The following is a 23,823-nucleotide window of genomic DNA, read 5'->3' as shown; positions in this document are numbered from 1 at the left end:
GTTGTAAATGAGCATTCCGAGCCTGTTTTTAACGCAGTATTGCCGAGCGCAGCAGTTTTCACACAGCCTTTAAACGGAGCCTGTACGACAGACCAGAGACACAGTTAAGCTGACACTAATTTGTTGGAGCACTGTTCATGCTGACCCTTGGAAATATCTTCGTGCTGATGCTGCTGGCGACCGGTGCCGCCTGGCTGTGGCACAACCATGGCTTGCGCGAGCGGGCCCTGGAACGGGTCAAGCGGCATTGCGCCAAACTCGACATCGAATTGCTCGACGGCAATGTGGCGTTGAAAAAAATCGGCTTCGTGAAGGACGCCAACGGGCGGCGACGTCTGGCCCGCGTGTATAACTTTGAGTTCACCGTGACCGGCGAAACGCGTCACATGGGCACCATTACCCAATTCGGTGCCCATAGCGCGCAGATCGAATTGGCACCCTACCCGGTCCCGCTCGAGGAAAAACCTGTGCTGCCCAGCGCCGAGGTGATCGAGCTGAGTCAATGGCGCCAGGACCACAACAAGTTGCGTCACTGAGCCCTGAACCGCGTTAAGTCAGGTTCACCCGGCAACTCGCAAGTTTCCCCTGTAGTGATTCGACATCCTGCGGCTTATCGAAAATAAGCTCGATGCGCGAGTCTTGACGCCATTCACTGGGTTGCCAGTGCAGCACGGCGTTATCCAGCGAATTGGCCGACACCCAACCCTCGGCGCTGTGGATAACCAGCTTGGCCCGGCGCCAGTCCAACGCCGCCAGGCAAGCCTGGACCCGGGAAAGTTCGAACGACTGACTCGGGTGCCAACGCCAACCAATGCTCCAGCCACCTTCCTGCTGCTGACTCAGGCAAATCGGCTGTATGGGATCAGTCCAGACCGCCGGCATTTGCGCCAGACCTTTTGGCACACTGAAGTTATCCACACCCTTGACCGCTCGACGGCTGACACCCGGCAAGTCACTCAATGCCAGAGCGCCCTGCTGCGTCCAATACAGCGGGCATTCCGGCAACTGCGCGGTGATGCGCTGGCGATCTTCATCGTTCAGGTGCTCGGCCTTGTTCAACAGCAACAGACCCGCGCTCGCTAGCGCTTGCTGCTGCGCCTCTGGCAGTGGTTTTCCGGCAGCCAGAGCTTGAGCGTCGAGCACCAGAACGCTCGGTTGAATCGCCAGTACACCCTGCCACGGCGCTTCACTTAATTGCTTGAGCAATTGCGCCGGATGTCCCAGCCCCGAGGGTTCGATAAACAAGCGGTCCGGCCGTGATTTGCGCAGCAACCGCCCGAGGCCAATCTGAAACGGCGCACCATTCACGCAACACAAACAGCCGCCAGCCACTTCCCCCAGTGCGATACCATCGGCGCCCGTGGTCAGCAGCGCGGCGTCGAGACCGATCTGGCCGAACTCGTTGATCAGCACCGCCCAGCGTTCGTTCGCCGGCCGCTGTGTCAGCAGATGCTTGATCAGACTGGTCTTGCCGGCGCCTAACGGTCCGGCGATGACGTGAGTAGGAATGTTCTGCAACATGTTCGACGGTTTCTTGGGAGGAAAAGGATGCGACTGATTGGCTTGTCGTTACTGTTGGCCTTCGCTTCGGGCGAGGCGTTGGCCCAGGCCTGCGTGATTCACAGCCAGGCGGAGCGGCTCGACGTCAAAGTCTGTCAGCAGAACCGCAATATCCCGGAAAAGCTGTTCCATGACGGTTTCTGTCAGCCGAACCTCGCGGGGCAGAAGGTCGACGTCGCATTTCTCGACCAATGCCCCAGCGGCGCCTTCGGAGTGTGCAGCAACGCTCAAGTTGCCAATATGCCTTACCGGCAGGATATTCACTATTACGGCGTGGCCACCGACGCGGCGTACCTGAAACCGTTTTGCGAAGGCCAGAGTCAGGGCGCGTGGCTCACGCCTTGAGTCACGCGAGCCAGTCGAGGGTCAGGATCAGCCGGCGCTCACCCGGTGCCGGTTGCGGTGAACGATGAATCAACCCGAATCCCTCGTTGCCGTGCCACTTCTCGCCTTTGAGTAACGCGACTTCGCCGCAGAGCATTTGCTCACAGTCCTGCGGCTCGGCCTCCGCTTTGGCCAGGTTCTTGCGATCCATGGCGCCCTCTCTGAGCCACTGACTGCCGATACCGGCGTAGGTGGTAATCAGCCGCACCGGCACATGGTCGACGTGGAAACGCGGGCACATGGCTTTATCCAGCACCCGCAAACGCAAGCCGATACGCGTCGCGCCCAGCAAGCAGGCAAACGCGCTGACCAACCATGAAACATCGGCGATAAATCCTTCGTGGCCCTCCAGGTCACTGTAGCTTTCGGCCAGGCCACGCAGATTGGGCTCAGCGTCGTCAGTCGCCAATTCCATCACCAACGACTCGGCCAGCGGCTCGTTCAGCGATAACAGCAATGCACCGAAGTCAGCAATATGTGCCGGCAAACAACGCTGCCAGAGGGCCAGGTTGGTACCGTCTTGAAGTATCTGCGTGAAGACGTCAGGGGTTTGGTCCTGTACCTGGCGAATCACCGGGCGCGCTTTCAGACTCGGCGCCAACATCAGGCTGCCTCCTCTTCGAGCCATGGACCAAACGGGTCTGCCATCAGGCGCCATGCTTCGACACCGAGGGACATTTCGTCATCGTTGAGCAGGCAATTGTCGAGGCGTTCGGTGAGTTCAGAAAAGTCGATATTCTGGCCGATGAACACCAGTTCCTGACGGCAATCACCGGTGACGGAGGTCCAGTTTTCCATGATCGCGGCGGTACTTTCCTGATCCTGTGGCCACTGCGCTTTCGGCACGAAGCGCCACCAGCGACCGGCAAACCCGTGACGCATCAAGCCACCGGCCTGCGACCAGCTACCGGCGTCCTGGTGCTTGCTGGCCAACCAGAAAAAGCCCTTGGAGCGCAGCAGTTTTCCATTCACCCATGGTCGATTGATGAAGCTGAAAAAGCGCTGCGGATGAAACGGTCGACGTGCCCGATAGGCCATGGAAGCGATGCCGTACTCGGTGGTTTCCGGCACATGTTCGCCGCGCAATTCCTGAAGCCAGCCCGGTGCCTGAGAGGCTTTTTCAAAGTCGAAGCGGCCGGTATTGAGGATTTTTTTCAGCGGCACTTCGCCCATGACCATCGGGATAATGTGCGCCTGGGCGTTGAGCCGTTTGAGGATCGCGATCAACTCTTCGCGCTCGGCGCTGCTGATCAGATCGATCTTGCTGATCAGCAGCACGTCGGCGAATTCGATCTGCTCGATCAGTAAATCCGTGATCGAACGCTCATCTTCCTCGCCCAGGGTTTCACCCCGTGATGCAAGGCTTTCGGCGGCCTGATAATCGAGCAGAAAGTTCATCCCGTCGACCACCGTGACCATGGTGTCGAGCCGCGCAATGTCGGCCAGGCTTTGGCCTTCTTCGTCGCGAAAGGTGAATGTTTCCGCCACGGGAAGAGGTTCGGAAATACCGGTGGACTCGATCAGCAGGTAATCAAAGCGACCGTCCCTGGCCAGTTTACTGACCTCTTCCAGCAGGTCTTCGCGCAAGGTGCAGCAGATGCAGCCGTTGCTCATTTCGACGAGTTTTTCTTCGGCGCGGTTCAAGGTGACATCGCGCTGGACTTCGCTGCCATCGATATTGATTTCGCTCATGTCATTGACGATCACCGCGACTCGAAGGTTCTCGCGGTTGCGCAGTACGTAGTTGAGCAGCGTGCTTTTGCCGGCGCCGAGAAAGCCGGACAGCACGGTAACGGGGAGACGATTGAGCATCAGGTGTTCCTCATCAGGAGTGGCCGGTCAGGTGGTTTTTTAATGTTATAGTATAACAACACAAACACGCCAATCTCCTCTTGCTCCCAGCGACGAAGGACGCAATGCTTGAGCCCGTTCGCACCACGAGAAAACCCATGCACAACGCCTTGAAATGCACACTGTTGAGCCTTTCGCTGTTTGTCGCAGCAGACGCCTGCGCGCAGGCATCGAGCCAGGCGAAGTGCACGCGCAGCGCCAATCTGCTGGCCTGCGTAGACCCGGACGGCAACTTTTACAGCGTCGCCACGGCGGGCAGCACGACCTACATGCGCGGGTTTGAAGTGAGCGGTAAACGCTATTGGGCGCAAACCAGCAGCCGTTACGGCCAACTGACGTTCTTCACCGGTTTGGCATCGGATGGAGAAGCCTGGGTCGGTTACAGCCGCCGCGTTGGCTGGACCACACTCAATCGGTTTTCCAGCTCCGGCGGCTCCAGTGGCAAGTTCACCTGTAGCCGACTGACGGGTTGCTAGACCTGCGATTTTTGCTGCGACTGCTGCCAGGCCATGTAGCTGTTCATCGGTGGATTCTTCTGAAAATAGCGCTGCAAGCCTTCAAAAAGGCCGTTGGCTACCGCCTTTTGGTGCCGTGCTGTGACCAGCCGTTGGCTGTCGCGGGCATTGGAAATGAAGCCGGTTTCTACCAGGATCGATGGCACATCCGGTGATTTCAGTACCGCAAAACCTGCCTGTTCCACACGTTTCTGATGCAGCGTGGTAATTCCGGCCAGACTGCCGAGCACTGTGCTACCGAGCTGCAAACTGGCGGCGATGGTAGCGTTCATCGACATGTCGAGAATCACCCCGGCGAGCATCGGATCCTTGTCCTTCAAGTTGAGCAGACTGCTCGCCCCCAGCAAATCGGCACCGTTTTCCCGTTGCGCCATGAAGCGCGCCGTGGCCGAAGTCGCGCCACCTTCGGACAATGCGTAAACCGAAGCGCCAGAAGCCGTGAGCCGTGGCGCCGCGTCAGCGTGTACCGAGATGAACATGTCGGCCTTGTGCGTACGGGCGATCTCCACGCGCTTGCGTAGCGGCACGAAGAAGTCGTCGTTGCGCACCAATTTCACATCAAAACCTTTTTCGCGCTTCAAGCGCTTGGCCAGCAATTGTGCGATGGACAGCACCACGTCTTTCTCGCGCTCGCCTTTGGCGCCAATTGCGCCGGGGTCCTTGCCGCCATGGCCAGGGTCGACCACGACGATGATGTCGCGCTTGGGGTGAGCCTTGTCAGCCGGTGTTTCACGCTGGACCAAAGGTGCCGCCGCAGCGATCTGCACAGGCGCCGCGTTGAGCAGGTCGAGCACCAGACGATGGCCCTGCCCGTCCTGTGGCGGCAGTTGAAAACTATTGAGCCGCACCGGACCGGTAAGGTCGAGCACGATCCGCGTATCGCCTTGCCCGAAGTGCCCCGAACGGATCGAACGAATCACCGTGTTGGTGAGCGCCAATTGGCTGAAGTCACCGCTGAGCTGCGCACCACTCAAGTCGATGATCAGTCGCTCGGGCGCGCTCAACGAGAAGGTTTTGTACTGCACCGGTCCGCTCAGATCGAGTACCAGGCGAAGCTTGTCATCCGAACGCCAGAACCGTGCATTGCGGATCTGCGTCGCCGACACGCCGAAAGGTAAAACCAGCGCAGCGCTGGCAAACAACAGGTTGAGCAATTGTCGCCTGTGCATAGTGAAAGACCGCTCGAGAAAAAGGCATCGTCGATTTGATTGTTATAATATAACATGGCAAAACATTTCCAACGATGGACCTGCTCATGAATGCGCTGACTCTGCCGGATATCGCCGCGCAGGCCTCACGCCAAGCCTTGCCACTCGAATGGGTGGGCATGTGCGGCATTGCTCTTCCTGTTGTGTTCGACGGTCAGCGATTGAGCGCAAAAGCCGACGCTGGCGTCAGCCTCGATGATGGCGAAGCACGTGGCATTCATATGTCGCGGCTGTATCTGGCGCTGGAGATGCTTGAGCAAGAAAGCCTCACCCCGGCGTTATTGCAGCAAGTTCTGCAACGCTTCCTCGACAGCCACGAGGGTTTATCCAATGCCGCTTACCTGCGCATTCACGCTGATTTACTGCTCAAACGCCCAGCCTTGATCAGCCCTTTGGCCGGCTGGAAAAGCTATCCGATCAGCATCGAAGCGCGCTTGGAAAACACAGTGTTCCACGTGGAACTAAAAATTGAAGTTCCTTATTCGTCCACGTGCCCCTGTTCAGCCGCACTGTCGAGACAACTTATTCAGCAGCAATTCATCGATGACTTTGCCAACAAGCCGTTGCAGCACGCCGACGTTTTGACTTGGCTCGGATCATCAAAAGGCATCGTCGCAACGCCCCACAGCCAACGCAGCAGTGCGCAATTGCGGCTACGACTGGATGACTATCTGGACGATCTGCCCCTGATCGCGGCGATCAATGACGCCGAAGCCGCGCTCGGTACCGCGGTTCAAACCGCGGTCAAACGCGCCGACGAACAAGCCTTCGCACTGGCTAACGGTCAAAACCTGATGTTCTGCGAAGACGCTGCACGACGTTTAAATCTGGCGTTGAAACGCTCGCCTGGCATCAAGGCTTTTCAGATGCGCGTAGTTCACGCCGAAAGTCTGCACGCCCACGATGCAGTGGCCGAAAGTCGCTGGAACTGGGAGGCCGCATGATTCGCTGCCAAGGATTGCGCTGGGGCGCACCCGGCCAACCACTCACTCCCGCCCTCGATTTCGATTTCGATTTACCCAGGGGCAGCCTGACGGCAGTCATTGGCGCCAATGGCTCGGGTAAAAGCAGCTTGCTGAAAGTCATCGCCGGTCTGCAAAAACCGCTAGCAGGTAAAGTCGTCCTCGATGTTTCAACACGGGGTGGCTTGTCCTTTTTGCCACAACAACAGCACCTCGACCGACAGTTCCCCATCAACCTGCAAGAGTTGGTGAGTGCCGGATTCTGGGGCAGCAAGCAAACGCCGGACGTTCGCCGCCAACGCCTCGACAATGTACTGAACGACTGGTGTTTGAGTGGCCTGGAGCAACGCCCATTAATGGCGTTGTCGGGCGGCGAATTGCAACGCGCCCTGCTCGCCCGTTTGAGCCTCGCCGAAGCGCCACTGTCGTTGCTCGACGAACCTCATGCGGCTCTGGATGAACTCGGCCAGGCGCTGCTGTGGAAACACATCCACACCTGGCACAACGAGGGCCGAACGCTGGTCGTGGTATGTCATGACCTGGCTGCGGTTCGCCAACACATTCCTCAAGCATTGCTGATCAAAAGCTCGGGCTGTGTCCTGGCGCCGAGCCATGAACTGATCCTTCAGCAACCACATACGCAGGTGGCGTAATGCTCGTCGCTGCGCAACTTTGGCAACCGTTTCACGAATTCGTGTTCATGCGCCGGGCCCTCATCGGTGGTCTGGTATTGGCTTGCAGCACCGCACCGCTTGGGGTGTTTCTGATCCTGCGACGCATGAGCCTGATCGGTGATGCCGTGGCTCACGGCATCTTGCCTGGCGCCGCGTTAGGGTTTTGGTTCGCCGGTTTGAGCTTGCCAGCACTGACCATCGGTGGCCTCGGTGCGGGGCTGAGCATGGCCGGATTGGCAGCATGGATCACTCGCCGCACTGGCCTTCGGGAGGACGCCAGCCTGGCGGCGATCTACCCCATCTCGCTGGCCAGTGGCGTGCTGATTCTGGGGATCGCCGGCAAACGCCTCGACTTGCTCCACTTGCTGTTTGGCTCGGCGTTGGCCGTCGACGGCCCGACGTTGACCGGCATGCTCTGGGTCTCAGGGATCAGTCTGATCGCCTTGGCACTGATCTATCGGCCACTGTTGCTGGACACCCTCGACCCATTGTTTCTGCAAACCGTGAGCCGTCTCGGCCCGTTGGCACATGGCGTGTTTTTGACCCCGGTGGTGCTGAATCTGGTGATCGGTTTCCAGGCCATCGGCGCACTGATGGTGGTCGGTTTGATGATGTTACCGGCCGCCGCTTCACGCTTCTGGAGTCGTCGCTTGCCGATGCTGATGGCCATCGCAGGGCTGCTCGGCTGCCTCTCGGTGTGGTTCGGTCTGTTGCTGTCGTTCTACTACTCGCTGCCCAGCGGCCCGGCCATCGTGCTGGTAGCCGGCGGTTTGTACCTGCTGTCCGTGGTGTTCGGTCCGGTGCACGGTTTGCTGCGCCGCCCGCCTTTGCTCACATCCCAATGAGGTGTTTCCCGATGCGCGCTCTACTCATGCTGTTCAGTGTGTGGTTGTCGATGTCGCTTTCAACGGCATCGGCAACAGAAAAACTTCCGGTGGTTACCAGCTTCAGCATCCTTGCCGACATGGTTCATCAGGTCGGCGGTGAGCACATCCAAATCACCAACATGGTCGGCCCGGACGCTGACGCTCACGCCTACGAGCCCACTCCGGATGACGCCAAGGCCCTGCTCAAGGCCAAACTTATCTTCAAAAATGGCCTCGGTTTCGAGCCATGGCTGGACCGCATGGTAGCCAGCACCGCAACCAAAACCCCGGTGATCACCGCCAGCCGCGGAGTGATCCCCAGGACAATGGAAGAGGACGGCGAGACCCTCCCCGACCCACACGCCTGGCACAATCTGGCGAATACCGAACTCTATGTGAACAACATCACCAAGGCGCTGATCACCGCAGACCCGGCGAACAAAGCCGACTACGAACACAACAGCCAGACCTACCTGAAGCAGATCTATCGTCTGCTGGCCGAAGCCAAAGCCAAGCTCGGCGCATTGCCACCGGGCAACCGCAAGATCGTTACGTCTCATGACGCCTTCGGCTATCTGGGTCAAGCGTACGGTATCGACTTCATGGCACCTCAAGGCCTGTCCACCGAACGCGAACCGTCTGCCGCCGAAGTGGCCGCATTGATCACACAGATCCGTGGGGCCAAAGTCAAAGCGGTGTTCATGGAAAACATCAAGGACGCCCGCCTGCTCAAGCAAATCGCCGATGAAAGCGGCGCGCATATTGGCGGCACCCTGTACTCGGATGCACTCGCCGCCGAAGGTCCGGCCAGCACCTTTGCCGGGCTGTTCGAATACAACCTCAACACGCTTTACAACGCCTTGAGCACACCATGATCCGCAAGAACCCGTCCGGCGATTTGCCGCGGATTGCCGAGTCCGCCTACGTCGATAAAACCGCGATCATCTGCGGCAAGGTAGTGATTGGCGAGAACGTCTTCGTCGGTCCCTACGCGGTGATCCGCGCTGATGAAGTCGACGATTCGGGCAAGATGGAACCGATCACCATCGGTGCCAACTCGAACATCCAGGATGGTGTAGTGATCCACTCCAAATCCGGTGCAGCGGTGACCATCGGCGAGTTCAGCTCCATCGCTCATCGCTCCATCGTCCATGGTCCGTGCACCGTCGGGAACCGGGTGTTCATCGGTTTCAACAGCGTGCTGTTCAACTGTGCGGTCGGCGACGGCTGCGTGGTGCGGCATAACTCGGTGGTCGACGGGCGAGACTTGCCGGCCGACTTCTACGTACCGTCCACCACACGCATCGGCCCCAAAACCGACTTGTCGCAGTTCCCGCCGGTCAGCATCAGCGCCTCAGAGTTTTCTGAGGACGTGGCGCGCACCAACGTCGATCTGGTGCGCGGCTACAAAGCCCTGCAGAACGAGTTTTGAGCATGAGCCGCGGGATCTGGGGTGGATGAGTGTTGAAGCAGGATTGAAGCGCAAGCTATTGCTGGCAAGGCCGCTGCCTTGCCAGCAATAGAGATCAGGCCCGAGGTTTGACCGTTCCGCAATCCTGTCCCAACCACACGGCGCGTGTATCCATGCTGCCCTTTTGCTGAATGCCGGTGGCGTTGAACGTGCCGTTGACCGTGGTGTTGAATTCGCGATCGCTAAGGAACGTAGCAACGCCGGCGCCCTGGGCTTTCGGGCAGCTGAAGCGGAATTTCCACTGGTTGCCGCTGCGGTCGGTGACCTGCTGCGTGCAGCCTGACTGCGGGTCTTGCAGGGGAATGGTGTCGGATTGAACCTGTGCCTGGGTCAGGCACACACGAATCCCTTTACCGCCCATGGTGATGCCCTGTTTCTCCAGTGCGGTCTTTTGTGCCGGCGTCATCTGGCTGCCCAACTGGTTAAGGATCAACTGCAGATCCGGGAGGTTCTGGTCATCGACCTTCATGTTGCTTGAGGTCAACTCCCACAAACCCGGTTGCAGCATCTGTGCCTGAGCGACCACAGGAAGTGACAAGCCAACAGCCATGGCCAAACCCAGCAGACGTACGTTCATCGAGTAACTCCTAGACAATAGTGCCCCTTAGACGTCGCCAATCTACTTCGGTTGCATGTCGAATTAAATAGCGACATTCACCGTGGAACATGGTCTGTTAAGCATTGAATTGTCAGGAGCATGATTGCCCCATGGATTTTTTTGGACCCCATCTTTTCGCGTATCTGATCGCGCTCATCCACTCACTGGGCACGATCGCCGCCATTCACGCCGTATTGACCGTCAGGACCGCTCAAGGCTCGATTGCCTGGGCCTTGTCACTGGTCTTCATACCTTACCTGACGCTTATTCCTTATCTGGTCTTCGGTCGCAGCACCTTCGACGCTTATATCAAGGCGCGCCGACAGGCCAACGAAGAAATGCACAAGGCCATCGCCGACTTGAGCTGGCGTCCGTGGATCGAGGAAGCGCTGACCGCCCGCGCCTCCAAAGCCTACACCTCGTTACGGGCGATGCCGAAGCTGGGGCGGATGCCGTGCCTGGCAAACAATCAGGTGCGTCTGTTGATCAACGGCCAGGCAACCTTTGATGCGATTTTCGAAGCGATCCGCGCCGCTCGCGAAGCTGTGTTGATTCAGTTTTTCATCGTCCATGACGACCAGCTGGGCCGACGCCTGCAAACACTGCTGATGGAAAAATCCGCTGAAGGCGTCGCCATTTACCTGCTCTACGATCGGATTGGTAGCCATTCCCTGCCTCACAGCTATGTACAACCCTTGCGTGATGCCGGGGTGCAGGTCGAAGCGTTTGCCACACGCAGTGGCTGGCTCAATCGGTTCCAGGTGAACTTTCGCAACCACCGCAAGATTGTCGTGGTCGACGGAGTACAGGGATTTGTCGGTGGGCATAACGTCGGTGACGAATACATGGGCCAGAAACCACCGCTGGCACCGTGGCGCGATACGCACGTCGCCGTCAGCGGCCCCGTGGTTGCGTGCATGCAGGAGTCTTTCGCGGAAGACTGGTTCTGGGCCTCCCGAAAACTGCCACCGCTGATACTGCCACAGAGCTACCCCGATGACGGCGTGCTCTGCCAACTACTGGCCAGCGGACCGGCGGACCCTTACGAAACCTGCTCGCTGTTTTTCGTTGAAGCCATCCACTCCGCGACCGAACGCGTGTGGATCACCAGCCCGTATTTTATTCCTGATGAAGCGGTGTTTGCCGCACTACGCCTGGCGGTGCTGCGCGGTGTCGATGTGCGGCTCCTGTTGCCATCGCGGCCAGATCACCGGATCGTCTATGCCGCCTCCAGCCTGTACGCTTTCGAAGCGGTACGCGCCGGGGTTCGGGTATTCCGTTACCAACCGGGCTTCCTGCATCAGAAGGTCGTGCTGATCGACAGCGAGATCACTGCCATCGGCAGTGCGAATCTGGACAACCGTTCGTTCCGGCTCAACTTCGAAGTCATGCTACTGACCGTCGATAGCGAATTCGCCAATGAAGTGGAACACATGCTCAACGACGACTTTGCCCAAGCCCACGAAATTGCCAAAGGCGAAAGCCGGAAGACCCACCGCCTGCAACAGCTTGGCATGCGGGTCGCCCGGCTTATCTCGCCGATCCTTTAAGGCTGATCCTTTAAGGGTTGTAGATGTCGTCACGCGTCCACGGTAGCTCATGGCTGCCGTCGGGGTGAGTCTTGACCGCGAGGATCTGGTGCAAGTTGATCCAGCCCCGCGCGAACGCATAGGCGCAGCCTGCCAGGTACAGTCGCCAGATCCGCAATGCCTGCTCCGGCACCTCTTTGGAAGCGGCTTCAAGGTTGTCCTCCAGCCGCTCGCTCCAGTGGTCCAGCGTGCGTGCGTAATGCAGACGCAGACTTTCGACGTCGACGATCTCCAGCCCCGTTTCACTGATTTCAGCCGAAATCATCGACAGGTGCGGTAATTCCCCGTTAGGGAATACGTAGCGCTCGATAAAATCACCCGCTCCGCGTCCGACCGGCCGGCCATCCGTGTGCTTGGCGGTAATGCCATGGTTCATCACCAGGCCGCCTTCACGCACGGCACCGAACAATGTCTTGCAGTACTCCGCCAGGTTGGCGTGCCCGACGTGTTCGAACATACCGACGCTCACGATCTTATCGAACCGCCCATCCTGAGGCAGATCGCGGTAATCGAGCAGTTGTAGCTCAACCTGATCCTGCAAACCTTCAGCGATCACTCGCTCCCTGGCCAACGCCAACTGCTCCTTGCTCAGGGTGATGCCAAATACTTTCACTCCAAACTCCCGCGCCGCATAACGCGCCAACCCTCCCCAGCCGCAGCCGACATCCAGCAGGTACTCACCGGGTTGTAGCCGTAGTTTGCGACACAGGTGGCGGAATTTTGCTTGTTGGGCCTGCTCCAGGGTTTCGCTGCCGGTTTCGAAGTAAGCGCAGGAATACGCCATGTCACTGTCGAGCCAGAGCTGATAGAAAGCATTCGAGAGGTCGTAGTGATAGGAAATCGCCGCCGCGTCAGTGGCTTTGTCATGGACTGAGCGCACTGGTTGATTGTCGTCAGCTTCATTCAGCAATGCCTGGCTCCACTCATCACACACCCGGATCACATCGCTGATCGAGCCTTCGAGTTCGAGCTTGCCCTCAACGAAGGCGGCGCCCAACAGGTCGAGGCTTGGACGGGTGAATTGAGACACCAATTGTGGGTCCTTGACCACAATCGTGACGCTGGGCGCAGGGCCCAGATTGAATTCATGGCCGTCCCAGAGTCGCAAGCGAAGCGGTAATTGCAGATTCTGTAAGGCCGGTGGCAGTTGCGCGAGCATGAATAGTCCCCCTTGTTTCAGACGTCTGATTTGAGGGTAGACCATTGTGGAAAATTAGCTGGCTATCGATTTAATAGCCTTTTCCTATGAGTCACGATAGAGCAACAAGCTGTCGTAAACCCACTGTTTCAGCCATGTAACGGCCTGAAGAGGTGCGCCCTCTTCACAGTTGACTGTCAATTGTGCGCACAGTTCGGCGACGCTTCAGCCGTTCAGTCCCTGCCCTTCGTTGAGTGGCAGGCTGGCCCCTCAACCCTCTTCTTTCAGCTTCAACAGCGGCTCCTGGAACCGCAGCAAACGCCCGGCATTGCCCAACACCAGCAACGTGCTCAGGTTATGCAGGACCGCAGCAATCATCGCCCCTGCCGCTCCCAGCCAGCCAAACGCGGCAAACGCGACGATCGCCAGCGTCCAGCCCAGACCGATGATCACATTGACCTGCAAGGTCTGCCGGCACTGGCGGCTCAGGCGTACGCAAGTACCGAGTCGACGCAGATCGCTGCCGATCAATACGATGTCGGCCGAGGCCAGGGCGATGTCTGCCCCGCCTGCGCCCATGGCCACTCCGACCACGCCGGCCTTGAGCGCCAACGAATCGTTGATGCCGTCGCCGACCACCATCGGCCGGAAACCATTATCGATTTCAGTCAGGACGCGATTGAGTTTGTCTTCCGGCAAGGCTTGCGCCTCGACATCGCTGATGCCGACTTCATGGGCCAGGCTGTGGGCAACGCTCTGCCGATCGCCGGTCAACAACAACTGCCGGCCAAGGCCCAGTTCGCGCAGTTCTCTCATGGCAAAACGCGCTTCCGGTTTGACGCTGTCAGCCAGCAACAACCACGCGAGGAAACGTCCATCCAACGCCAGACCGGCAATCGGCCCATCATGCACCGGCACCGTCGAGGTGGCGATGCCCAACTGTGCAAACAGCTCGGGTCGGCCGAGCGCCGCTTCGCCCTGTTCGGTCATCGCCACCACACCCAAACCCTGGCGTTCCCGAATATCCGACAGCAACAGGAAATGCTCCTGAGCGACCAACCCGGCCAATGCCCGACTGACCGGGTGGCTGCTGGCCGAACCGAGGCTGGCGGCCAGTTTCAGCAACGTGCTGCGATCCTCGACCGGGCTGTCGATAGACTGCAAACGCAACGTGCCGAACGTCAGGGTGCCGGTCTTGTCGACCACCAACGACGTCAGGTCCGCCAACTCTTCGAGGAATGCCGAGCTGCGAATCAGGATGCCGTGGCGCGCAGCCACCGCGATCCCGGCAATCGCCGTGGCCGGGGCCGACAGCACCAATGCACATGGGCACGCGGCAACCAGTACCGCAAGCATTGCTTGCGCATCATTGGTGACGAACCAGGTCACTGCGGCCAACAGCAACACCAGCACCATGTAGCTGCCGGCATAGCGTTCCAGCAAACGGGTGATCGGTGGCTTGGAGCGCTCGGCGCTTTGCATCAGCGCAATGACTTTGCCGAGGGTCGATTCGTTGCCGGTGCGGGTCACTTCCAACCGCAGCAAACCATCGAGGTTGATCGCCCCGCCGAATACCTGCATGCCGACGGTGGCCTCAAGCGGCACCGACTCACCGGTAATCGGCGCAGTGTCCAGGCTCGCTTGACCGGACAACACCCGCCCATCCGCTGGGACTCGATCGCCTGCGCGCACGTCCACTATGTCTCCGGCCTTCAACGCAGCGTTGTCGATTTCGATAATCGAGCCATCGGCCTGAACCTTGCGCGCGTGGCTGCGCGTCAGACGGCCCAGCGCGTGAATTGCTTCCTGAGAACCAATCACACTGCGCTCTTCCAGCACGTGGCCGAAGATCATGATGATCGGCAACAAGGCCGCGGTCAGCAGATCGCCCGTCGCCCAAGCGCCCATCATCGCCAAGGCGATTAGTTGATCGGTGATTCCGTGCAGGCTCGGATAACGCAGGCTGTACCAGGCCGAACGCATGACCGGAACGGCCACCAGCAGCGAAGCCAGCCCGAGCAATAACTGGCTGACACCGGTTTGCTCCGGCGACAACCAGCGCCAGACCAGCCCCAGGCCGAGCAAGCCCAAAGCGAGCATAGCCAAGGTCAACTGGCGTGCGGCGCTGCGTTGTTCAGCCGTGCTCAACATGCTTGGCGCGGCGGCGGTTTGTGCGGTCATTGTTCGGCTCCCTGAATGATCAGGCGGGAATCGTCTTTAGGGTTGACCGTCGTAACCGAACCGGCCTGACCAAGAATTTTCGGCATACGCTCGCGATAGATCCGCAGGAGCATTTCCGGGTCGCTGCCCTTCTGCTGCGCCTGCGCCAGGCTGAGCACCGTGGCGGTGTCAGCCGACGCTTTGGCCAGGCGTTCACTCGCTTGAGCGTGAGCCACTTGCAGCGTGCGATCAGCTTGTTGGGTCGCGGTCTGAGTGAGCTTTTCGGCTTCAGTACGTGCGTTCGCTACGGCCTTATCTGCCTGCTGACTGGCAGTCAGTACCGCGTTGAAAGCATTGACCGCAGGTTCGGGCAGACTCGATTGCACGTCGACCCGGGCGACTTCGATCCCCAGTCCCTGCCCTGTCGCGGCTAACTCGGACAAGCGTTGATTGATCCCTTGCACCAGATCACCACGCAGACGTTCGCGACGTTCGGCGGCTTGATTGTCAGCACCGATCAACTCCGGCCGAGCAACCAGAATGGTGTCCAGGTCTCGCGCGGCCGTCAGCGCCACCGCACTGCGAGTCACCAAACGATCCAGCGCCGGCAGTACATGTTCACCCTGCAGGACGAAGGCGTAAGGCTCGGTCACTTTGTAAAACACCCGAACATCCAGTTGCACCACGCCCGAATCGCCAGTGAGCAAATACCCAGAGCCGGCCAGCGCATCGCTCAGTGGATTGGCGAAACTCGCCACACGCTCACCTTGCAGCGCAGCATCAGAGCGCAGCAGATTTTCCACCCGCCGTTCGATCACTCGATCCGCTGCCGGCAACAAAATCACCTGCTCGAACGGACGCGGCCACGCCAACAGCAAGCCGGCGTTCTGGATGCGATCCAGCGCGCCAAAGTGCAACACCACGGCGCGATCCTGCGGATCAATCTGCCGCACATTGGAGAAAGCCCAGGCCAACGCAGCCAACACCGTGACGGCATAGAGCGCAAGAAATGCCAGACGCCCCGCCTGAATCCACGGGCTGTCGAGTTCATTTGTTCCACGTGGAACTACACTCATGGCTGCGACCCAGACTTGTTATCCAGCGTCGGCGGTCCATCAACCAACACCCGGAATGGCGCAGCATCGGTACGCAGAATCAACTTTGTGCCGGGCTTTACCATCGTGTCCAAGGTGTCCAGCGAACGCAGCAAGTTGTACAACTGCGGCGAACCCGCGTAAGCCTTGCCGTAGATTTGCGCGGCTTCAACCCGCGATTGGGCCTCAATGTCCGCGGCCTTCACCGTGGCGTCGGCCTGGACGATGCGCGCATCGCGCTCGGCGGCTGAGCGGATCTGCGCCGCCTCGCGCTTGCCGATGGCCGTGCGTTCGGTGGCAATGGTTTCACGCTCGGCGCGCATACGATCGACGGTGGCGGTCAGGGTCACTGACGGCAGTGTCAGCCGTTCGATACCCACTTGCAGCACACGCACGCCGTAAGTGGTCAGCAGTTGCTGATCGATCTGCTTGCGCAGTTGCGCCTCGAAATCGGCGATATGCACTTGGTTGGCGTCGGTGTTCACCAGGTTGGCCAGGTCGAAACTGCTGGCAGTGGTTTCCAGCGCCGAGCCGACAAACGTACGAATCTGCCGCGCGGCTTCGTCCGGCTGGTTCTGCACCGCTCGCATGAAGCGCTGCACATTGTCCGGATCACCCTGCACCTGCCACGCGACATAAGCCTGAACGATGATCCGCAAACCATCGCGCGTGCCCACGTCCTGCAAACCGCTGGAGGTGGTGCGCAGTCGCAGGTCTACCGGAATCGCCGCCTCGAACGGTGTCGGCCAGCGCCAACCGAGGCCCGGCTCCAGCAGTACCCGCGAAGGATTGCCGAAACGGGTAATCACCGTCGCCTCGCCCGAGCGCACTTGCACCAGGCTCGCCGCCGCAATGGCAAACAGCACCAGCAGCGCCGCCCAGCCCATGCGTCGCCACGGGAAGGGGCCCGCCTCTTGCGGGTCGCCATGGTGATGATGGTGGTGGCCGTGATGATGCCCGCCATGGCCATGATCGTGGCCGGCGTGGTCGTGATGATCATGCGGCTCGTGGGAATGCGACGGGCTCAATTGGCGGCTCCTGACTGAACGGGTTGACGTGACGGCGAAGTGTCAGTCGGTAAGGTGGCGGGTAACGTGTAGCTGCGTAAGTCGATGGTCGGCGTACTGTTGCCGCCCAAGCGATGATCGAGCACCAGTACCTTGGCGTTGGCCAGGCCTTGCGACAGCTGGGCAAAGTATTGCTCCAGCACAAAGGCCCGACCGGCTACGGCGTAGGCTTTGCGCTCGGCAGCGAAACGCAGGTCGGCGGCCTCTGCCGTAGCGTTGACTTCGCGGGCCGTGGCCAGCGCCTGGTCATGGGCGACACTGGCCTGCAATTGCGCCTGATTGGTCTGCTCGGCAGCCGCGCCACGCTCGCGCGAGATCAACGCTTGCGCGCCGATCTGCGCGGCTTGCACGCTGTGATAGGCGTTGGCAGCTCCGGCCGGAGGGTGAATGGCTTCAACGACTGTCGCGAGGATTTCCACGCCGCTGTCGAGTTTCTGCAAATCAGCCTGCACTGCACGACCAATGTCTTCGGCGAGCCCTACCCGATCTGCGCCAAGTAAACCGTCGAGGGTCCGCGAGGCAAAGTCGTGTACCAGAATCCGGCTGGCGGTGCTGCGAATCAGTGTCGGGACCTCGGTGCTGTTGTAGGTCGCCGCCAACACGGCCTGATCGCTCAAACCGATGCGGTAGACAAAACGCACGTCCATGTTGACGATCTGGAAGCTCTGTTTATCGTTACTGCTACTGGCAATCACCTGGGACTTGTCGTTCACATGGCTGGCGTCCCACAACCGATTGGCAATGGCCGGTGCGGCCCCTTCCGCAGGATCGGCCACCGTCGCTGCCGGCGCGTCACCGACACTGGTTGCCAATTCGTGAACCACACCATTTTCGACGCTCAGCACCCGGCCCAACGGCCAAGGCAAACCGGCATGCAAACCCGGGCCAAACACCTGCACCGGCTTGCCAAAGCGCTCGTAGATCCCCCGCCCTTGCAGCGGTATTTCATGAATCCCGGTGAGCAGCCACCCCACGAACAGCACCACGGTCAGCACAGGCAAGAAGGCCCGACGCATGTAAGTGAAAGCCCAGATCTGCCGCAGGTCGATGCCAAAGCGGTTATGCAATTCGTGCTGCAACGCCAACAACGGTTGTGGCGGCCAGCGCAACATGTCTGCGACAAAACTGCGCGCCAGCAGCGTCGGTTCGAGCAGATCGCGACGCGGACTGAACAACGACAACACCGCACGTAGCAACAACTCTGCAGCGACCAGCCCCGGCAGCAAACCGATCAACACCGCCAGGCGCACCGGCCAGACGGCAGTTTCGCTGTTGAACAACAGGCAGAATGCGCCGGTCACCAGACAGATGATCGCCACGCGAGTGAGCTGCGCCAACTGCCCGGCTTCGGGCCATTGCGCGGGATTTTCCTGAGTCAGTTGGCGTTCGCACACCAGCAAACCGAACGCCAGCAACAACGATAGTGCCGCCCCAACGCTGGCCGAAAGACCCAGTGCAGCGGCGGATAATGTCAGGTTCCAGAATTGTTCGAGGCTGAACAACGCCAGCAATGACCAACCGGCCAGCCACAACGTCGGCGCGCCGATCTGCGCCAGCAATCTGATCCAGCGCTCACCCGCTCGCGCCAACAGTCGCTCATACCAGCCGAGAGCCTCGGTGATTTCGATCTGTTCCGCAGCCAGCACAACCACCGGTTCAACCAGCGCCCGCGCCCGCCATTGGGTGATCCACCAGGCCGATTGCAAACCGGCCACCACCACGATCAACGCCGAGGACTGACTGACCAATAGCGGCGGCCAGATCGATTGTGGTGCAAACAGCCCGACAAAAAACGCCAACAACAATCCTGCTGCTGCGAAACTCGCCAGGCCGATGCCCACCCGCTTCAACCGACGTCCGTGAAACACCGCCTGCTGAAAACGCGGCAGTTCTTCCACGTTCGCCCCCTCAGCCTCCAGATCGACTTGCATACCACCTCAGTACTTGCTGTTACGTGAACCAGACCTGTGGATAAGTCGTCAGGCCGTTGCATTTTTTGCAAATCGTTACGATATAACGATGGTAGTGAATTTTTGGCTCCCCGCCCATCACCCAACCCGCACATATAAAGATGAAAGCGTAGCCGGGCTGAGCAAGGGCATCAGCTCGGCAAATGCCCCAGCGGTAATGGCCCCGGGGTTTTTACCGTATGAATTGCGAAGTTGCTGCGAATATCGCTCACACCCGGCAACTTGAGCAGGCTGCCGGTCAGGAAACGCTCATAACCGCGCAAATCCGGCACCACCACCTGTAGCAGAAAATCCGATTCGCCTGACACCAAAAACGCCGAAATCACCTCAGGCAATGCCGTTACCGCCAGACGAAACGCTTCGGCCTCTTCATCGTTGTGGCGCTCGACCTTGACCCCGACAAACACGGTCAACCCCAGCCCCACTTCGTCGCGGTCGAGGTTGGCTTGATACCCGCGAATCACCCCGGCTTCTTCCAGCATCCGCACCCGGCGCAGACACGGCGAAGCGGACAGGCCGATCTCGTCCGCCAGTTGCACGTTGCTCAGGCGACCGTCGCGTTGCAGCGCGGCAAGGATTCGGCGGTCGTAGGCGTCCAGTTTCATGGTTTGGCAGTTCCCGACTGTTTTTATTCATCGATTGGCAGAAGCTGCCAAGTCTAGCTGTTTCCAGGCGCGACTACGCAACCACCTGCCCTGCCCTTCGGCCCTAGACTTTGATCACCGAATCGCTAACGAATGGGGTGCAGCATGGCAGAGCTCTGGATGTTCTTTTTGGCCTTGGCAGTGGTTTACCTGTTGCCCGGTCCGGACATGATTCTGCTGCTGCAAACCGGTGCCCGGCAGGGCAAAGCCGCCGCGCTGGCCACCGCCATTGGCCTGGCGATTGCCCGGGGTTGCCACGTTGCGCTGGCAGCGCTGGGCCTGGCGACGCTGTTCAAGGCTGCACCCTGGACCTTTGAAGTGGTGCGCCTGGCCGGCGCGGCCTATCTGCTGTGGCTGGGGATTCAATGCTTGCGCTCAAACATGCTACCGAACCTGAATGCCAACGGCACAGCCGCTGCGAAGCTGGCGTGGCGCGAGGCGATCCAGCGCGGCTTGCTAACCAACTTGCTCAACCCCAAGGCGCTGCTGTTTTGCTCGGTGCTGTTGCCGCAGTTCATCGACCCGCAGGCAGGGCCGGTGCTGACGCAGTTCGCGACCCTGGGTGTGTTGCTGGTGGTGGCCGGCTTGCTGTTCGACAGCGGTTACGCGCTGATCGGCGCCTGGCTCGGTCGCTGGCTGGAGCGCAGCCCCTCGGCGCAGCGCGTGCAGCAATGGCTGTTTGGCAGCCTGCTGATCGGTTTTGCGCTGCGCCTGACGTTCGTTCAGCAGGCTTAACGATGGACCTTGCGCTTGTGGCGATTGATCAGCCACAGGGCCAATGCCGTGAACACCACCACAGAGCCCATCTGCAGCCACTTTTTATAGGGCCGCAAGGTTGAACGCACGGGCTCCAGGACTTGAGTCACGTAACGTTTATCGGCGTTCTGAAAGTCGGGATAAGGGCATTGATGCCCGAAGTTCACCGCCCAATCCACATAAGGTCCTTCTTTGACGTAACGTTGGTAGAAGGCCTTTTCCTCCTCAACGCTGGTACCAAAACCCGCCGCTGCACACAGAACCGCCGCGAACGCCCCACTGCTATGGGGCAACAGGTCCGCCGCCTTGCTAGCCAGGCCTGTAGCAACGTAACGGTAGTGGAAACGTTCGTCCGGTTTGGCTGCGCTGGCCTGCTGGCGTTGCACCTCACCTTCGGAGATCAGCGGCCCGGCTTTTAGCTCAGTTGTCTCAAGGCTGTAGTTCCCATCGAACGTGGCGTAATCCGGGGCCATTTCGTAACCGAGAAGCTCCATTCCCCAATGACGAGCAGCCATGCCTGCATTGAAATAAGCTGCCGCACGACGAGTGGGCCACCAAGTTGATTCAGCCAGTTGACGCTGTTCTGCATAGTGCTTGGCCTTGGCTTGTAATTCAGGATTATCAAAGTACACCGGCGCTTCGTCGTAGCGCTCTTCACGCAGCAACCGACGCCCGAGCAAGTTCCGCAGACGTACCGCGATCGGTATCGGCACATAACGCTCGCGCTCCTGCTGGGTCAACGGCGTTGGCGCTGGCACCTGACGATCGACAAACTGCTTCAATTCATCGACGGTAAGCACCCGTTCCGCGACAACAGCCGCGTCTTCCCAGTAGAGATCCTGGCTGCGATACAACTGCTCAAAGGCTTGCAGGTAATCACCACGCTCCAGCGCCAACAGCGCACTTTCACCGTCGACCCGGCAGCCGGGTTTGAGCGTTTCGTAGTCGCCGCTGGACGCCCTGCGATCGCCCCAGTTTTCATCCTGCGGGAAGGCTTTGGCTGCCTTGGCATAGGCGCCGGCAGCCGCCGCTTTGTCACCCTCACGCAACGCCATTTTGGCTCGCAGCCACCAGGCCAGGCCGCCGTCACCGGCATGTTCGAGCAAGGCTTTGGCGGTGGCGTAATCACCGATCTGATAATTCAGCGCCGCCAGACGGTCGGCGTTATCCAGACTGCCAACGGTGCTCTGGACCAGCGACTTGATCATTTTTTGTTCAGCTGGCGGTTGTTCACCGTACGACCAGCCAACATGGCTGATCAACGCCGCCGTGACCAATTGCTGCACCGCTTTGCCTTTGAGCACCTCGTTGAGCTGCGCCTCCGGCATCTCGCCCAGTTCATTCATCAACTGCTTGAGCGAGCTGTAACCGACTTGCGAGCCTTGCAGGCTTTGGGTCGCGTAAAGCTCGACGGCGGTGTTCCAGTCGCCGGCCAGACGTACCAACCGCGCTTCTTCGCCGAGGCTGGCAATGCCCAATTCCTGAGGGTCGCTGAAGCCTTCGATACTCAACTGACGAGCCTGCACAAAGGCCTGACGGGCCTGTTGCAGACTCTCGCGGCGCCCGGTTTCATCGAGGTCATTGGCCTCCTGACTGATGGCGAACAAGGCCCGTCCCAGCGAGTAAGCCGCCCAGGTGCTGCGCAACGCCCGCTGATCTGCCGGCAGCGCCAGCACTTTGCGGAAATACTCTGCCGCCACGGCATGTTCGCCCGCGTTGAAGGCCACGGCACCGGCGGTGTACAGGCTGAGTTCAGGCGGCAGGCTGGCGCCCTCGGCTTGCACTTGTTGCGCGTCCGGAAGTGTTCGCAACTGCGCTACCTGCGCACGCTGAGCGTCGCTCAAACCCGCCTGTTCAGCGGTGTTTCGCGCCTGCACATAAAGATCATTGTCTGCGCCGTAAACATAGTCGCCCTTCATGACCTGCGCAGGCTTCAAACCGGCGATGGCTTTGCCCAGGCGATTCACTTCGAACCGGAAGCTGCCTTCCGGCAATTCACCCAGGGTCTGAGCCCGGTCGCCGAGCAAGCGCAGCGGAAAATCAGGCCCACAGGCCATCGCGCAGCCCAGCGGCAGACAGAGGCTTAATGCGAGTAAATGACGCGGCCAGTTAGGGATAGACATGTGAGCTTCCTTGATCAATTTTTGTGCAGCGCGCCCAACCAAGGGTGCGTTCGGCCTCTGCCGACAATCGGCCGTCTTTGAGGCGGGTAAAGCTGAGTTGTCCGGGCGTCTGCTGCACGGCATAACCGTTGAGCGCATCCACCGCATCGCATTCAGTGACCGCCAGCGTCACGCGCTCGGGCAGACCTCCGTCGAGGTTGCCGCGATTGCTCACCGCAATGTCGTAAAGACCGTCATGGCTGGAAAGGTTCAGCTCGAGCTGACTGGCCAACCGATCCCCCTGCGCCACCGCGCGCAACGTTGCCAGGCTCCACGCGCGTCGGTCGCCCTTGAGCGGCAGACGAAACCAGATCAAACCGGCCAGATGGGGCGGTGGCTCGGCGCGCAATTGGCTGGCGAGTTTCGATAACTGTTGCGGATCAGCCAGCAACTCACGGCGCTGGCCAACGCGCTCGATCGGGACTTCGCTTTCGACGATCGGCGCCCCGCCGTCCCCCGGCAGCAATGCGATTCCGTAGGCCGGCAACGCCAGGTAGAAAGGTTTCACAGTGATCCGGCTCCAGCGTCCGGCCCATTGTTTCGCCTGCACCGGATCAAACAAACCGTGTTCGGGACTGCTCACCGCGTGCACCTGCAACACACTGCTGTCGACCACCGCCAGCAACCCCGGCAGTTCGGGACTGTCGAGCCAGGCCGGCAGCGCGGTGATGCTCAGTTTCAACGTAGCCGGCAACACGTTGCGCAACCCGGCGAGAAACTCACGGTAAGCCGATAGGCGCGCCGTACCGGCATCGTGGTCAATCTCGACGCCGGCCAGTGTCAGGCCCTGAGCCTGCCACTCGGCCACTACGCTCTGGATCTGCGCCGTGGCTTCGGTTCGATCCAGGCTCTTGAGCTGGCCATCGAGTCGAATCACCGCAATCAGCGGGCGACCATCATTTTTCAACAGCGCCGGCTTGATTCGCGCGCGACGCCAGCCAGCCTGTGGATAAGTCTGCAACGCCAACACCCGCAACGTCGAAAAGTCCCCGCGCGATTGAGCCAGAGCATCCTCATGGGCATCGGTCCATTGCCGCTGCCAGACGTAAAGCTGTTGATCGAGCGGCGGCGCATCCTGCGGCTGGCATGCGCTGAGCAGCATAGCGGCTAGTGCCAGCGTGCAACGGACAAAGAATATCGCAGACATTAAGGAG

General features: G+C 59.9%; 23 protein-coding genes and 1 pseudogene. 10 read left to right on the top strand and 14 right to left on the bottom strand.

The window, feature by feature from the left end:
• Window positions 1–137: 137 nt before the first annotated feature.
• Window positions 138–536, top strand: a complete 399-nt coding sequence (locus KRR23_RS11095) for a DUF3301 domain-containing protein (RefSeq protein WP_103314819.1) — start codon at window positions 138–140, stop codon at window positions 534–536.
• A 13-nt stretch (window positions 537–549) separates the two neighbouring features.
• Here KRR23_RS11095 and KRR23_RS11090 read toward each other — a convergent pair whose 3' ends face one another.
• The gene (locus tag KRR23_RS11090) at window positions 550–1,521 is read right to left on the bottom strand and encodes a GTP-binding protein (protein WP_216742535.1); all 972 of its coding nucleotides are present in this window, start codon (window positions 1,519–1,521) and stop codon (window positions 550–552) included.
• Between the two features lie 27 nt (window positions 1,522–1,548).
• On the opposite strand from KRR23_RS11090, the gene KRR23_RS11085 reads away from it, so the two are divergent.
• The gene (locus tag KRR23_RS11085) at window positions 1,549–1,905 is read left to right on the top strand and encodes an NADH:ubiquinone oxidoreductase (RefSeq protein ID WP_216742534.1); all 357 of its coding nucleotides are present in this window, start codon (window positions 1,549–1,551) and stop codon (window positions 1,903–1,905) included.
• Window position 1,906: 1 nt separating this feature from the next.
• Here the strand turns inward: KRR23_RS11085 and KRR23_RS11080 are convergent, their stop codons facing one another.
• The gene (locus KRR23_RS11080) at window positions 1,907–2,548 is read right to left on the bottom strand and encodes a DUF1826 domain-containing protein (RefSeq protein ID WP_216742533.1); all 642 of its coding nucleotides are present in this window, start codon (window positions 2,546–2,548) and stop codon (window positions 1,907–1,909) included.
• Complete coding sequence (gene zigA / locus KRR23_RS11075; RefSeq protein ID WP_216742532.1) at window positions 2,548–3,756, bottom strand: zinc metallochaperone GTPase ZigA; 1,209 nt, start codon at window positions 3,754–3,756, stop codon at window positions 2,548–2,550. Before zigA ends, KRR23_RS11080 begins: the two co-directional genes overlap by 1 nt.
• A gap of 137 nt (window positions 3,757–3,893) precedes the next feature.
• Here zigA and KRR23_RS11070 point away from each other — a divergent pair, with 137 nt between their 5' ends.
• Window positions 3,894–4,271: a glutamine synthetase gene (locus tag KRR23_RS11070; protein WP_216742531.1), complete on the top strand. Its 378-nt coding sequence runs from the start codon at window positions 3,894–3,896 to the stop codon at window positions 4,269–4,271.
• Here KRR23_RS11070 and KRR23_RS11065 read toward each other — a convergent pair.
• Window positions 4,268–5,479 carry an N-acetylmuramoyl-L-alanine amidase gene (locus tag KRR23_RS11065; protein WP_216742530.1) on the bottom strand — a complete coding sequence of 404 codons (1,212 nt, stop codon included), beginning with the start codon at window positions 5,477–5,479 and terminating at the stop codon, window positions 4,268–4,270. The two genes, KRR23_RS11070 and KRR23_RS11065, sit on opposite strands and share 4 nt — an antisense overlap.
• 86 nt (window positions 5,480–5,565) lie before the next feature.
• Here KRR23_RS11065 and folE2 point away from each other — a divergent pair, with 86 nt between their 5' ends.
• Genes folE2 through KRR23_RS11040 form a run of 5 tightly spaced genes read left to right on the top strand, consistent with a single transcriptional unit; the run spans window position 5,566 to window position 9,452 of the window.
• Window positions 5,566–6,462 carry a GTP cyclohydrolase FolE2 gene (gene folE2 / locus KRR23_RS11060; RefSeq protein ID WP_216742529.1) on the top strand — a complete coding sequence of 299 codons (897 nt, stop codon included), beginning with the start codon at window positions 5,566–5,568 and terminating at the stop codon, window positions 6,460–6,462.
• A complete protein-coding gene (locus tag KRR23_RS11055) occupies window positions 6,459–7,133 on the top strand; it encodes a metal ABC transporter ATP-binding protein (protein WP_216742528.1) in 675 nt (224 codons plus the stop codon). The genes folE2 and KRR23_RS11055 overlap by 4 nt, the downstream gene beginning before the upstream one ends.
• A complete protein-coding gene (locus tag KRR23_RS11050) occupies window positions 7,133–7,999 on the top strand; it encodes a metal ABC transporter permease (RefSeq protein ID WP_216742527.1) in 867 nt (288 codons plus the stop codon). The genes KRR23_RS11055 and KRR23_RS11050 overlap by 1 nt, the downstream gene beginning before the upstream one ends.
• An 11-nt stretch (window positions 8,000–8,010) precedes the next feature.
• The gene (locus KRR23_RS11045) at window positions 8,011–8,895 is read left to right on the top strand and encodes a metal ABC transporter substrate-binding protein (protein WP_216742526.1); all 885 of its coding nucleotides are present in this window, start codon (window positions 8,011–8,013) and stop codon (window positions 8,893–8,895) included.
• Window positions 8,892–9,452 (top strand): DapH/DapD/GlmU-related protein, encoded by a 561-nt coding sequence (locus KRR23_RS11040; protein WP_216742525.1) that lies wholly within the window; start codon window positions 8,892–8,894, stop codon window positions 9,450–9,452. The genes KRR23_RS11045 and KRR23_RS11040 overlap by 4 nt, the downstream gene beginning before the upstream one ends.
• Window positions 9,453–9,546: 94 nt before the next feature.
• Here KRR23_RS11040 and KRR23_RS11035 read toward each other — a convergent pair whose 3' ends face one another.
• The gene (locus KRR23_RS11035; RefSeq protein ID WP_216742524.1) at window positions 9,547–10,068 is read right to left on the bottom strand and encodes a DUF3617 domain-containing protein; all 522 of its coding nucleotides are present in this window, start codon (window positions 10,066–10,068) and stop codon (window positions 9,547–9,549) included.
• Window positions 10,069–10,199: 131 nt separating this feature from the next.
• Between KRR23_RS11035 and cls the strand changes: the two genes are divergently transcribed.
• Window positions 10,200–11,639, top strand: a complete 1,440-nt coding sequence (gene cls / locus KRR23_RS11030) for a cardiolipin synthase (RefSeq protein ID WP_216742523.1) — start codon at window positions 10,200–10,202, stop codon at window positions 11,637–11,639.
• A gap of 10 nt (window positions 11,640–11,649) precedes the next feature.
• Here the strand turns inward: cls and cfaB are convergent, their stop codons facing one another.
• From cfaB to KRR23_RS11000, 7 genes and pseudogenes are all read right to left on the bottom strand, one after another.
• Window positions 11,650–12,837: a C17 cyclopropane fatty acid synthase CfaB gene (cfaB, locus tag KRR23_RS11025; protein WP_216742522.1), complete on the bottom strand. Its 1,188-nt coding sequence runs from the start codon at window positions 12,835–12,837 to the stop codon at window positions 11,650–11,652.
• An 84-nt stretch (window positions 12,838–12,921) separates the two neighbouring features.
• Window positions 12,922–13,047, bottom strand: a pseudogene (locus tag KRR23_RS29085) (DUF2063 domain-containing protein); the annotation flags it as partial.
• 39 nt (window positions 13,048–13,086) lie between these two features.
• Window positions 13,087–14,997 carry a cation-translocating P-type ATPase gene (locus tag KRR23_RS11020; protein WP_216742521.1) on the bottom strand — a complete coding sequence of 637 codons (1,911 nt, stop codon included), beginning with the start codon at window positions 14,995–14,997 and terminating at the stop codon, window positions 13,087–13,089.
• Complete coding sequence (hflK, locus tag KRR23_RS11015) at window positions 14,994–16,052, bottom strand: protease modulator HflK (protein WP_216742520.1); 1,059 nt, start codon at window positions 16,050–16,052, stop codon at window positions 14,994–14,996. The genes KRR23_RS11020 and hflK (KRR23_RS11015) overlap by 4 nt, the downstream gene beginning before the upstream one ends.
• Window positions 16,049–17,098: a protease modulator HflC gene (gene hflC, locus KRR23_RS11010; RefSeq protein ID WP_019694358.1), complete on the bottom strand. Its 1,050-nt coding sequence runs from the start codon at window positions 17,096–17,098 to the stop codon at window positions 16,049–16,051. The genes hflK (KRR23_RS11015) and hflC overlap by 4 nt, the downstream gene beginning before the upstream one ends.
• On the bottom strand, window positions 17,095–19,068 hold the full coding sequence (hflK, locus tag KRR23_RS11005; protein ID WP_216742519.1) for a protease modulator HflK: 1,974 nt from the start codon (window positions 19,066–19,068) through the stop codon (window positions 17,095–17,097). The genes hflC and hflK (KRR23_RS11005) overlap by 4 nt, the downstream gene beginning before the upstream one ends.
• A 170-nt stretch (window positions 19,069–19,238) precedes the next feature.
• Complete coding sequence (locus tag KRR23_RS11000) at window positions 19,239–19,712, bottom strand: Lrp/AsnC family transcriptional regulator (protein WP_054594814.1); 474 nt, start codon at window positions 19,710–19,712, stop codon at window positions 19,239–19,241.
• Window positions 19,713–19,856: 144 nt separating this feature from the next.
• Here KRR23_RS11000 and KRR23_RS10995 point away from each other — a divergent pair, with 144 nt between their 5' ends.
• Window positions 19,857–20,486: a LysE family translocator gene (locus KRR23_RS10995; RefSeq protein WP_216742518.1), complete on the top strand. Its 630-nt coding sequence runs from the start codon at window positions 19,857–19,859 to the stop codon at window positions 20,484–20,486.
• Here the strand turns inward: KRR23_RS10995 and KRR23_RS10990 are convergent.
• Complete coding sequence (locus KRR23_RS10990) at window positions 20,483–22,630, bottom strand: hypothetical protein (RefSeq protein ID WP_216742517.1); 2,148 nt, start codon at window positions 22,628–22,630, stop codon at window positions 20,483–20,485. The two genes, KRR23_RS10995 and KRR23_RS10990, sit on opposite strands and share 4 nt — an antisense overlap.
• A complete protein-coding gene (locus KRR23_RS10985; RefSeq protein ID WP_216742516.1) occupies window positions 22,617–23,816 on the bottom strand; it encodes a DUF3142 domain-containing protein in 1,200 nt (399 codons plus the stop codon). The genes KRR23_RS10990 and KRR23_RS10985 overlap by 14 nt, the downstream gene beginning before the upstream one ends.
• Window positions 23,817–23,823 lie beyond the last annotated feature (7 nt).

Source organism: Pseudomonas sp. CVAP#3 (assembly GCF_018986375.1).
Taxonomy (GTDB): Bacteria; Pseudomonadota; Gammaproteobacteria; order Pseudomonadales; family Pseudomonadaceae; genus Aquipseudomonas; species Aquipseudomonas helvetica.
The sequence above is the reverse complement of the archived record's forward strand: the minus strand, read 5'-3'. Positions and strand labels throughout refer to the sequence as shown.